The organism is Maribellus maritimus, assembly GCF_022267315.1.
In the GTDB taxonomy this organism is placed as follows: domain Bacteria; phylum Bacteroidota; class Bacteroidia; order Bacteroidales; family Prolixibacteraceae; genus Draconibacterium; species Draconibacterium maritimum.
This window is the reverse complement of record NZ_JAIKLE010000070.1, coordinates 1-12773: the sequence shown is the minus strand read 5'-3', so window position 1 is coordinate 12773 and position 12773 is coordinate 1. Positions and strand designations below refer to the sequence as shown.

Annotated in this window: 7 protein-coding genes; all 7 read left to right on the top strand. The window is 37.5% G+C overall.

Features of this window, described 5'->3' with window-relative positions; translation table 11 throughout:
• Positions 1 to 296 precede the first annotated feature (296 nt).
• Positions 297 to 971 carry an RNA polymerase sigma factor gene (locus tag K5G00_RS28170; RefSeq protein ID WP_238769832.1) on the top strand — a complete coding sequence of 225 codons (675 nt, stop codon included), beginning with the start codon at positions 297 to 299 and terminating at the stop codon, positions 969 to 971.
• Positions 972 to 1060: 89 nt separating this feature from the next.
• On the top strand, positions 1061 to 2209 hold the full coding sequence (locus tag K5G00_RS28165) for a FecR family protein (RefSeq protein ID WP_238769831.1): 1149 nt from the start codon (positions 1061 to 1063) through the stop codon (positions 2207 to 2209).
• Positions 2210 to 2406: 197 nt separating this feature from the next.
• Positions 2407 to 5970 (top strand): TonB-dependent receptor, encoded by a 3564-nt coding sequence (locus K5G00_RS28160; RefSeq protein WP_238769830.1) that lies wholly within the window; start codon positions 2407 to 2409, stop codon positions 5968 to 5970.
• 17 nt (positions 5971 to 5987) lie between these two features.
• Positions 5988 to 7703, top strand: a complete 1716-nt coding sequence (locus K5G00_RS28155) for a RagB/SusD family nutrient uptake outer membrane protein (protein ID WP_238769829.1) — start codon at positions 5988 to 5990, stop codon at positions 7701 to 7703.
• A gap of 109 nt (positions 7704 to 7812) precedes the next feature.
• A complete protein-coding gene (locus K5G00_RS28150) occupies positions 7813 to 9018 on the top strand; it encodes a glycosyltransferase WbsX family protein (protein WP_238769828.1) in 1206 nt (401 codons plus the stop codon).
• Between the two features lie 97 nt (positions 9019 to 9115).
• Entirely contained in the window at positions 9116 to 10588 is a 1473-nt protein-coding gene (locus tag K5G00_RS28145; RefSeq protein ID WP_238769827.1) for a sulfatase, read from the top strand.
• Positions 10589 to 10610: 22 nt separating this feature from the next.
• Positions 10611 to 12629, top strand: coding sequence for a beta-L-arabinofuranosidase domain-containing protein (locus tag K5G00_RS28140; RefSeq protein WP_238769826.1), 2019 nt, complete (start codon positions 10611 to 10613; stop codon positions 12627 to 12629).
• The last annotated feature ends 144 nt before the right edge of the window (positions 12630 to 12773 follow it).

Genomic DNA, 12773 nt, shown 5'->3' with positions numbered 1-12773 from the left:
GGATATGGTAATAGAAATGCAACCCGAAACCATAATGTCAATAACCGGAAACAAACACTATCTAAAAATTTTCAATGCGGCATTTTGTATTTAAAGTGGTATAAATTAAAGGAGCTAGTCTTACGGATATTCATATAAAGAAATGAACCTTTCTGTGTTTGTCCATATTTTGCACGCAGCACTGACAATGTTCCCAATCTTTGCAATAAGCTCCCGATTGTAGTTTTTAGCTTTGTGAATCCCTAATCGTAGTATATCTCACTGTATGCATGACATAAGTTATTATGCTGATTTAAATGAATCATTTTTTATACTTTTGTTCGATTATGTGCGACAACATAGCTCTACATGATGATGGTGAGAAAGGTAAGGATAGTTATCTTTGGGAACGATTTAGAAAAGGAGATGATAAGGCTTTTTATTCGCTTTATGATTTGTTTTTTGATTCACTTTACAGCTATGGATTACATTTTACAAGAGACAAAGATTTGGTAAAAGATTGTATCCACGATCTTTTTTTAGATTTATACAAGTACCGGGAGCGACTCTCTGAAACCGATAATATTCATTTCTATTTATTTCGCTCCCTGCGGAGATTAATATATAAAGACCAGGTTAAAAAAGTGTCCCTTCTTTCTGATGAGCAAATATTGTTGCAAAATGATATTTCGGTTATGACTTTTGAGGATGATTTAATAGCCTCAGAGATAGAAGATGAAAATCACAAAATATTGACAGAGGTGATGAAGGAGTTATCTGACAGGCAACGTGAGGGACTTTCGTTAAAGTTTGAACAAAACTTTTCATATCGGGAAATTGCCGGTATTTTAGGGATTTCAGTCGAATCGGCACGCACAAGTATTTATCGTGCCCTAAAGGAACTCCGAAAAGCGCTTCAAAAGAAGGGGATATCTATTCAATTGTTCTTTCTTTATTATCAAAAAGAAAGATATAAAACCATTGAAAATTAGGCATTTGCATACAAAAAAAATAAAAAGTGTATTTTTTTTGTCTATGTTTTTACATCTTCATTCTTTATCTAAACAGAGAATGGAAGTGAATGAAGAAAAAAAACAAAATAAAGGCACACGACATATTATCCGATGAAGATTTTGTGACAGGATCATTGTCCGATAAAACAGGAAATGAAGAATTTAAGATAGCGGGTATTATCTACAATTATTTATCTTCCAAAAGAAATGTTTTCCCGAATAGCGAAAAAGAAGAAACAAAAGGAAGAATAAGATTATCCATTCAAAAGACGCAACGGAACAAATATTTATCTCGTTGGGCTGTTGCTGCTTCGATTTTGTTGGTTATCATTTCCGCGTGGTTTCTCCAGAATAATTTAAAAAAGGAAGCGGATATTGTTGATTTTGCACAAAGTCTGGATACTGCAAAGCCCGATAGCGTGACAAATTTGTTTCTTCAGGATGGGCGTAAGGTTTTAATAACTGAAAACGATTCCCGTATTGAGTATGACCCCAAAGGAGAAAACATTATTATCGATTCAACCCAAAAAGTATCACAGCAGATTATAGAGGAAGAACAGATTTTTAACACATTGGTTGTTCCATATGGGAAGCAAACACAAATAACATTATCCGATGGTTCAATAGTTTGGTTAAACTCCGGATCTAAATTGGTTTATCCGGCAAATATGAAAGAGAAAAGGAAAGTTTACATTGAAGGGGAAGCTGTTTTTGAGGTCACGCATTCAGGGCAGCATCCCTTTTTTGTTGCCACAAAGGACTTTGAAATTAAAGTTCTGGGAACAGTTTTTAATGTAAGCGCCTATGCTGATGATGATGTTTCCAGTACAGTTTTGGAAAGAGGCAAAATAGAGCTTGACGCAAAAGGAAAGTCATTTTTTCATAAAAAAAGATTAACGATTTTGCCCGGAACAATGGCTGTTTTTAATTCAAATGATAACACATTCCATCAACAACAGGTTGATGCAAAAAGCTATTTGTCATGGCGTGAAGGTTATTATGTTTTTAAAAATGAGCCACTTGTAGATATCACAAAAAAATTAGAGCGTTATTATAATGTGGAAATTGTATTACAAAACGATACTTTGGGCAGGGAAGAATTTTCAGGAAACCTGAATTTGAGAAATACGCCTGAAGAAGTATTAAAAGTGATTGCAGAAACTACTCCATTTTTGATTAGATATGAAAATCAAAAACTAATCATTAACCTAAACTAATTCTGCCTATGTGAAAATTATGACTTAGTATAAAAAAAACTTGCAGATGTTGGTACCATCTGCAAGCCTGAACATTAATTAACATCGCTCAAAAGCGACATTTATTAATTCAAAATCAAAACAAATTTATGAAAAAAAGTAAAACGAGGTGCCTTGTTTTCCTTAAACGGTTATTGGGTACACATTTTTTTAAAGTGATGAGGCTAACAATCTTTCTCATACTGGTTGGTGTAAGTAATGTTTTTGCGACTTCAACTTATTCGCAGGCTACGAAATTTACCTTTCATTTAAGGAATACTACACTGGAACAACTTTTTGAAGAAATTCAAAATCAAAGTGAGTTTAACATTTTTTACAGAAACAATCAGATTGACAACAACCGGAAGGTTGATATTGTTGCTAGTGAAGCATCTGTTGAAAGTATTTTGACACAGGCTTTGGAAGGAACAAATCTTGACTTTAAATTGATAGACAGACAGATAGTTATTTTTCCTTCCCGAGATATAAACACAGGTGATGAGAAATCTCAGGGAGAAATCATTACGGCTCAACCACAACAAAAATCCGTTTCAGGAAAAGTAGCGGATGAAAGCGGACAACCCCTTCCGGGTGTAACGGTAGTTGTGAAAGGAACAACACAAGGTGCAATTACTAATGCAGATGGGGAATACTCACTTTCAGATTTGCAAGAAGATGCAATACTACAATTTTCATTTGTTGGGATGAAAACACAGGAAATAGTTGTTGGTAGTAAAATTTCCATAGATGTTGTAATGGAAGAAGATGCTATTGGGATTGAGGAAGTAGTTGCAATTGGTTATGGAACGCAGAAAAAAGTAAATATGACAGGTGCTGTTGACGTTGTAACAAGTGAAAAGTTGACAAATCGCCAGGCCCCCACTGTTTCACAATTACTACAGGGAATTTCACCCGGTATGAATTTCGAAATCAATAACCAGGAAGGATTTCAACCCGGGGCAACAATGAATATTTCAATTCGGGGAACAGGCTCTTTAAATGGAGGAGAACCCTATATATTAATCGACGGCATTCCCGGAGATATTAATAACCTGAATCCTGAAGATATTGAATCGATATCCGTATTAAAGGACGCAGCGGCCTCCGCAATATATGGGGCAAGGGCTCCTTACGGAGTGATTCTGGTTACCACAAAAAAAGGAGAAAAGGATAAAAAGCTAAGTGTTACCTATTCTGCTAATGTTTCTCTTAATACACCTCAACCTTTGCCTCAACCACTAGACTCATATACATGGGTCAAGGTACTTAACGAAGCAGGAGCTAATCGGGGAGGAAGCCCGTTTGGTAATGAGACTATTGAAAGGATTATTGCTTATCAAAATGAAGATTGGGATTATATACAACAATCGATTCCGAACTGGCCTGAGGGAGCCACAATTTTTGGAGCATATCCGAATGGTAATACATGGGATCATGCCAATTTAAGTTATGCAAACAATAATTGGTGGGACATTTTTTATGGACACAGTATCAACCACAAACATGATCTTTCCTTTCACGGAGGTTCGAAAAATGCGTCTTATTATTTTTCTGCCGGGTATTTGAGCCAGGAAGGCGTACTTAATTATGGAACAGATACTTTTGACAGAATAAACCTAATGGGAAAAGTTAATCTCGCAATAGCCGATTGGTGGGATTTTTCCTGGGAGACGCGTGTAGCAAAAAAAGACAGAGAGAAACCAAGTATGACCAAATATGGTGACTATTCTTTCCTTTTTGGTATGATATCATCAATTGTCTATCCTATTTCTCCAATGTATGACGGATGGGGAAATTACACCCATACATCTGCCATCCCGATGATTGAACAAGGAGGATCTGATACAAATGAAGAAATAGACAATTGGAACAATTTTAAAATGGAATTTCGTCCGTTAAAAGGGTGGAAAATAAATGTTGATTTTGCTTATAATTCTTATTCAGGAGTTTACACCAGTATCGATAAAAATGTTCTTATTTACAACGTCGATAAAACAACATCAGTACTTGGTAAAAGTGCTCCGAATAGTATTGAACGAACGCATACTGACAATAAATATTGGACAACAAATATTTATTCTTCTTATGAGTTTTCAATTAAAGATTCCCATCACTTTAACTTTTTGGCAGGGATGCAGTTTGAAAAGGGAAAATACGGTTGGATGCAAGGGTATAAAACAAATTTGATCGTTGAAGATGTCTCCTCCCTGCAAACAGCAACTGGCAGCCCTGTTCTCTCCGAAAGTTTGTCACACATGGCGACAGAAGGATATTTTTCACGTTTGAGTTATAGTTATAAAGGAAAATATTTGTTGGAATCGAATGTCAGATATGATGGTTCATATGTTTTTAGAGAAGACAACAGATGGGGATTTTTTCCTTCTTTCTCGGCTGGTTGGAATATTCATAATGAAACATTTTGGAATGTCCCCGAACAACTCATAACCACATTAAAAATCAGGGGTTCCTGGGGGCAATTGGGGAATCAAAATGTTTCTCCTTACAGCGATCTCGAATTGGTTACGATTAATACCGACCAGTTGGCTTGGGTTTTTAATTATGGAGAAACCAGACCCGTGGGATTTACTCAGGCACCTGGAATTGTAAACAGAAACCTTACATGGGAAACAGCTACAACAAAAAATGTTGGTATGAATATTTCATTTCTGGATAACAGATTACAAACTGATTTTGATTTGTATGAAAGACTCACAACAGATATGGTGGGCGCATCAGAAGCAAAACCCGGTGTTTTGGGGGCAAGTGTCCCTCAGGATAATAACTCTTCACTCCGAACAAGAGGATGGGAATTAACGCTCAGCTGGAAGGATAACCTTGATAACGGATTATCTTATTTCGTCAATTTCAACTTGTATGATTATAAATCAGTTGTCACCAAATATTTTAATCCTACCGGAACACTGTCTACCTGGTATGAAGGACAGGAATTGGGAGAAATATGGGGCTACACATCGAATGATTTATTCAGGACACAGGAAGACCTGGATGCCTACCTGGAAACAACCGATCTGTCGCATATTGCAAGCAATTGGAATACTGGAGATATAAAGTATGAAGACACAAATAATGATGGATACGTTAATAATGGGAAAAACACGAAGAGTGACCATGGAGACTTATCGATCATTGGAAATTCAGAACCACATTGGCAATACGGAATTATGGCAGGAATGGAATTTAAAGGTTTTGATTTCTCCATGTTATGGAAAGGTGTGGCAAAAAAAGATATTTATTTTTCAAGTGGTTCAAATATTTTTTGGGGATTTATGAATGGATGGTGGGAAACACAGTTACAGTCTCATCATCTCGACTATTTTAGAGACGAAGCGGGAACAAAATACAGCGGTCTTTATGAAGGTGAAGCAAATATAAATACGGATGCATATTGGCCAAGACCCTATTTAAATGCATCAGAAAACAATAAGAATAAGATTTACCCGAATACACGTTATTTACAGAATGCATCCTGGGTGAGATTACAGAATATTCAAATAGGTTATACGCTGCCCGATAACATTATTTCAAAATTGCATTTACAAAAAATGAGAGTGTATTTCTCCGGCGAAAATCTGTTGACATTCAGTGATTTGCCAAATGGAATCGATCCTGTTGCCCCGGTGGGTTATCCGAGAGGTGGAAGCTTTCAGGGAACGCAGGGAGAAGGCCGTTTAACTTATGGTGCCGACAGGATTTTCTCATTAGGCTTAACCATTACATATTAAACCTTAAAATAATTCTTATGAAAAATTTAAAATATACCCGAATCATATTGGCTGTTGCCACAGTGTTGTTAATTAGTTCCTGTGAAAATTTTATTGACCTGCAACCCTTAGACCAGATCAGTATGGATGATTACTGGAAAACATCAACAGATTTGGAAAACTATATGTTGCAGTTTTATCCGACTCTTCCATCATCAATAATAGTTGATGCGGATATGAATTCAGACAATATGTTAACTTCATCGCCAAATACAATTTTGAATGGAGAGAGAACATTAAGAACAGGAAACTGGAAGAATGAATGGAGTAATTTGAGGAATATAAATATTTTTCTCGAAAATTACGGAAAATGTGAGAGTGAATTTGATGAATATAAACATTTTTTGGGTGAGGCCTATTTTTTCAGGGCCTGGTATTATTTTGACTTATTACAGAAATATGGAGACTTGCCATGGTATTCAAAAGCGTTGCAACTTGATGATGAAGATGAATTGATGAAACCAAGAGAGCCCAGAACATTGATCGCTGATTCAATATTGGTAGATTTAGATAAAGCGCTTTTATATCTGAATACCAGAGAGGAAGCTGGAAATAACAGAATCAATAAAGAGGCCTCACTTGCTTTAAAAACAAGGGTTGCTTTGTACGAAGGAACATGGCAAAAATATCATGCCAATACGCCATTCGGTACATCCGGAGCAAATCCTGATAAATATTTTCAGGCCTGTGTTGATGCGGCAGAAGAATTAATGGATGGAAGTTATTCAGTAGGTGTTTATAATACCGGAAAACCCTCCGAAGACTATTACAAAATGTTTGGATTTGATAACATGTCTGACGTTAATGAAGTTTTGTTTTATAAAGCTTATAATGCAGACGAAGGAATGTCAAACAGTTCCCAGTACCGGCTGGTAAAATCTCCCACGGGAAGCAGTGCAACGATGGAATTAATTTCTTCGTATCTGGGAAAAAATGGCGAACCGTATGATTATATCGAACTTAGTAAAACAAACAAAGGGAATGATTTTTTAACTAAAATCGCAGAGGATTGTGATCCCCGTTTAAAGTCCTCAATCTGGATCCCCGAAGATGTAATGGCTTCAGTTTCTGACAATATTGTTTTTTCCATGCCGAATGTAAACGGAGGAGCTTTGGAACTTGTTGTAACAGGATTTCAAATCAAAAAATCGTCAAATCCGGAATCACCGGCAGCAGGGAAAATGTCGGAAGGTAGAAGTGAAACAGGACATATTTATTTTAGATATGGTGAAGTACTGTTAAATTATGCCGAAGCCAAATACGAACTTGACAATACGATCGCGTATGCCCAACTTAATTTATTACGTGAAAGAGCTGGAATGCCTGACTTTGCAGTCAATCCTAAAGAATCGGATTATAGTCCTGTTGACTATGGATATTCTGTTTCTGACGAGCTTTATGAGATTCGAAGGGAAAGACGGGTTGAGTTAGCTCTTGAAGGATTTCGGGAAATGGATTTTATGAGATGGGCCGCTCATTCCCTTTTCAAAGGAAAAAGATTTAAAGGCTATCCTTTTAATTCAGAGGAGTTTCCGGGTTTTTATCCAACACTTGATGAAAATGGACTTATTGATTATCTTTCTACTCAATTACCCAATGGCTATCAATTTAGGGAGAGTCAGGATTATCTTTATTCTATTCCGCAGGATGAAATTACTTTAAATCCTAATTTGGAGCAAAATCCCGGATGGTAAATAGTAAAAAGAATGGTGCTCCTTTGGTATACAGGAAGCGGAGCACCATTAATTTTACACCAAACAAAATAACGCGGCAACTAGTGATAATAATAAAACAAACAAAAAAATGAGTGTACATTTATATTTACTTGTTTATCTTCTGAACTTTCTCTCTTTTAACCCTGTTGAGGAAAAAAATCAAACAGCTGTTACCCCTTTGAAAAACTATAATGTGGCAGCATATGTGTGGCCATCATGCCATCATGATGAACGTTTCGGGAATATGTTGTGGCCGGAGGGAATTGGCGAATGGGAAGTTATAAAAAAAGGAAATCCCCGTTTTGATGGGCATTATCAGCCCCGACAGCCGTTATGGGGATACGAAATGGATAATAATCCTAAAGTGGTGGAAAAATGGATTGACCTTGCTGTCGACCACGGTGTTAATGTTTTTATTTATGACTGGTACTGGTTTGACGGGGGCCCCTTTCTGGAAAGTGCTCTTAATGATGGTTTTCTAAAAGCAAAAAACAACTCGAAAATGCAGTTTTATATCATGTGGGCCAACCACGATGTAAAACGAAACTACTGGAATGTGCACAAATTTAAAGACGATACCTCTCTGCTTTGGGATGGAGCCGTTGATTGGGCCAACTTCAAAATTATTGTTGACAGGGTAATAAATCAGTATTTCAAGCAGCCCAATTATTTTAAAATCGATGGGAAACCGGTGTTTTCTATATTTAGTATAGGTAATCTGCTGGAAGGGTTTGGCGGAAATATAGAAGAGGCCCGGAAAGCATTGGACTATTTCCGAAAGGAAGTAGTGAAAGCCGGATTTCCGGGGTTGCATATACAGTGGAACCAGGGAGGTGGTTCAATCATGTCAAAAGAAGCGGCTACAAAGTTTTCGGAAAGAGTAAATGAAATGGGATTCAACAGTGTGGCAATGTACAACATGGGAGGAAGAAACGAAGATTACCTGATATATGGTTCAAATTCGTTAAAAATAAGGACACAAATGGACTCTTTGTTAAACGTACCGGTATTTCCCTGCGTTTCTGTTGGCTGGGACGACACACCGCGTTTTCCTGCCAAAGGAATAAAAGATGTGGTTCACTATCATAATACGCCTGAGAGTTTTGCGGCTCTTCTGACAAAAGCAAAAGAATATCTTGATAGTCGCCCGGAACAACCCCAAATAATTACCATCAATGCCTGGAATGAGTGGGTTGAGGGCAGTTATTTGCTTCCCGATATGTTAAATGGGTATGGATATCTGGACGCGGTAAAGAAGGTAATAAATGATAAAACTGATCAGTCGGAAAGGTGAGAATGATTAATCGTTATCTATCGCTTTTTAGTTAAAAAATACAAGGTGTTCGCAGGTAAGTGAAAAATACGACTCATCAATAAAATTTAAGGGAAAAGTGAAAAAAAATATAATTCTAATTTTAAGTATTTTATTGGTTTTTAAAACTGTGGGCTCAACTTGCAGCACTCGGGAAAAACAAGTAAACCCCAATATTGTATTTATTTTAGCCGATGATCTGGGCTGGGCTGATTTGCCTGTATATGGAAACAAGTTCAACGAGGCTCCTGCTATTGCACAGCTTGCAAAAGATGGAATATATTTTCCAAATGCCTACGCTGCATGTCCTGTTTGTTCGCCAACGAGAGCAAGTATTATGTCCGGTCAATATCCGGCAAGAGTGGGAATAACCGACTTCATTCCGGGACACTGGCGTCCTTACGAGAAAGTTATTGTTCCGAAAAACCGCAATCAATATTTACCTTCGGAAATAACAACGATTGGAGAAGCAATGAAATCAGCCGGATATGCAACTGGTTATTTCGGGAAATGGCATTTGGGAAATGAATCCGAATATCACCCGCTAAACCAGGGTTTTGATGAGTCTAATGTGGGACAGGGGTATTATAATGTAAAATTCACACCTCCTCGTGCAGAGGGAACGAATAGGCGATTGTCTGAATTGTTGGCTGATTTTGGCGAAGAATTTATCAGGAAACATCAGAAAGAACCTTTTTTTCTGTTCCTGGCTCATTTTGATGTCCATGTCCAGTTGGATGCAGATCAGGAGTTAATTGACAAATACCGGGTAAAAACCAAAATTGAAGGATATCCGTGTAACGCGGTTTATGCTGCTATGATTAAACACCTGGATCAAAGTGTTGGCAGAATTACGAAAAAACTGGAAGAATTGAAATTGTCGGAAAATACAATTGTTGTTTTCTTTTCAGATAATGGGGGACTCAATAAACGATATGACAGTATCCCGTTATTGGCAGACAGTAAAGCCAGCATGTATAAAAATGATTCATTGTTATATGTCGCTTCTTCAAACAAACCATTGAGAGGAGAGAAAGGCACGCTGTATGAAGGGGGAATCAGAGTTCCGCTAATTGTAAAATGGCCCGCAAAAATAAAAAAGGGGATGGTTTCCGATGCCATTGTAAGCAGTGTTGATTTTTTCCCTACACTTGTAGAATTGGCAGGCAGAGAATTGCCTGACGACCAGGTTTTTGACGGCAAAAGCCTTGTTTCTGTATTATTGGGGAAAAACAACGATTCAGAGCGTGCAATTTTCTGGCATTATCCGGTTTATCATCATGACGAGCCGGCAAATGCCGTTCGAAAGGGGGATTGGAAACTTGTTCAGAATCTGGTGGATAATCATTATGAATTATTTAACCTGAGAAAAGACATACAGGAAGCCAATAATTGTGCATCAACAGAACCCGGGAAATTGGATGAAATGATCCACATATTAAAAGAATGGCAGCAGGATATCGGGGCAGAATTGCCGTCACCCAATCCCAATTTTAATAAACAAAAAAGATATGAATGGGGAACACACCCGGACAGGATAGCAAAACATTAATTCAACCTGAAAAAGTATTAGAATGAAAAAAATAAATTGGACTGGAAAGATCTATCTCTCCTTACTCGTGTTTTTATTAATAACTTTTAATAGTTGTCAAAAAAAAGATACGCAGGAGAAAGCAGACAAGGATTTGGAAATGATCTCCGGGCATTGGCAATTTAAAGGCCATATCGGAGAGTACATAGATAGGATATCTGAACAGCGGATTCTGGATGAAAAAAAATGGGATACAATCTATCCGGAAACAGAAGAGGCCTTTTTGCTCCGGGAAGATGATAAAAATTATCCAACTCGTGGGGAATGGCGAGGGGAGTTCTGGGGGAAGTATCTTTTATCGGTCATTGCTGCTGCAAAGTATTACCACTCCGATAATTTAAAAGAGCGTATCGCTGAAGCTGTAAAAGGCTTAAGTAAATATCAGGATGAAAATGGCTATATAGGAACTTATTCTCATTCCGATTTTCTGGAAGGAAATAACTGGAATGTGTGGAGCAGAAAATATACCCTTTGGGGATTGGTTGAAGCGTGGGAGCTTTTAAAAAATGATTCCATATTGAATATTGCCCAAAAGTTTACCGATCATCTGATTTCAGAAGTAGGTCCGGGAGCAGAGGATATTGTAAAAACCGGCAACTTTTATGGCATGCCAAGCAGCTCTATTCTCTATCCTGTTGTGAAACTTTATAATGCAACCGGAGAGAAAAAATATTTGGATTATGCAGAATATATAGTTTTACAATGGAGTGAACATCCTGAAAAGTTACCCGATATTTTGAATAAAGGATTAGGAGGAGAGCCCGTTCATGCCTGGTTTGCAGAAACTGCCCCATATAAATGGGCAAAAGGATACGAATTTACTTCGTGTGTTGAAGGGCTGGTTGAACTTTATAAAGTAACAGAAAAACAGCAGTATCTGGATGCCGCTAAAAATATACATTCAGCATTGGTTGCGTGGGAACGCACACCGGTCGGTAGTGTTAGTTTTAATGATAAGTATGTTGGGTCTGCTGGATTAATTAATACTGTTTCAGAAGTATGTGATGCGGTTTATTGGAATAGGCTATCATTTGAATTATATACATTGACAGCAGATACCAGGTATTTGGAAGAGATTGAACGAACTCTGTACAATTCGCTGTTATGTGCCTTTAATCAGGAAGGAGACTGGGGCCTGAGACGCTTACGAATGTCCCATGTGCATATTCCTGCTATGAATCATTTTTTGGAACACCATCAATGTTGCACTGATAATCTCCCAAGGGGACTTTTCCAGGCGGCCGAAGCAACACTAATTTCAAAGGGTAGTGACATTTATTTAGGGCTGTTTAATGACGGAGAAGGTGGCATAAACCTGCCTTCAGGAAATAAAGTTACCGTTAAATTGGATGGTGATTTTTTGAGTACTTCATCTGTTCGGGCAACAATTTCAATTGATAAACCGGAAAAATTTGATTTTTACATCCGTATGCCCCAATGGAGTAGTAACACGATTGTAGAAGTAAATGGTGCCAAACAAACCGGTGAAGAAAAGAACAATTGGTTATCGATTCACAGGGAATGGGAAAATGGTGACGTAATCAAAATTGAATTTAAGTTACCTGTGCGCTATGAAACATTTGATATGTCAAAAGCCAACACTCTTTTTTATCCTGTTGATTTTTATAACAAAGAATGGGCAAACATAGCATTTAAAAAAGGTAGCTCAGAAGAAATGAACCAAAGGTATGAGCACATAAAGAGTCTTCCTGAAAAAGAGGCGTTACCCCAACAACCGGCAGTTACATTTTTTTATGGGCCGCTGGCATTGTCAAGGGATGTCAGGATTACAGAGGGTGATATTTTTGCTCCGATTTCTATTCCCGAAAATGCTCAAACGATCAAAATAAATCAGGTGAAAACATCTCCCGGTATGTGGAAAGCCTTTGAATTAAACTTAGGCGACGGACAAATTATTAATTTTTGTGATTTTTCCTCTGCAGGAAATACCTGGAGTGATCAATCGAAATTTAATACGTGGTGTATTTTAAAAAACGAATAAAATGAATTTTAAGATATTATTTCTGCTTTTTTTTGTTCTGTCGCTTAACGGTTTTCGTTCATCAAAAGCAATGGATAACAATCCCCCGAATATCGTTTTGATATACCTTGACGACATGGGTTATGGCGATTTGACTCTTACCGG

What these genes read in the sequence shown, in the direction of transcription:
- K5G00_RS28170 (WP_238769832.1), top strand. Translation starts at nt 297, where the DNA reads ATGAATCATTTTTTATACTTTTGTTCGATTATGTGCGACAACATAGCT.
- K5G00_RS28165 (WP_238769831.1), top strand. Translation starts at nt 1,061, where the DNA reads ATGAAGAAAAAAAACAAAATAAAGGCACACGACATATTATCCGATGAA.
- K5G00_RS28140 (WP_238769826.1), top strand. Translation starts at nt 10,611, where the DNA reads ATGAAAAAAATAAATTGGACTGGAAAGATCTATCTCTCCTTACTCGTG.
- K5G00_RS28160 (WP_238769830.1), top strand. Translation starts at nt 2,407, where the DNA reads ATGAGGCTAACAATCTTTCTCATACTGGTTGGTGTAAGTAATGTTTTT.
- K5G00_RS28150 (WP_238769828.1), top strand. Translation starts at nt 7,813, where the DNA reads ATGAGTGTACATTTATATTTACTTGTTTATCTTCTGAACTTTCTCTCT.
- K5G00_RS28155 (WP_238769829.1), top strand. Translation starts at nt 5,988, where the DNA reads ATGAAAAATTTAAAATATACCCGAATCATATTGGCTGTTGCCACAGTG.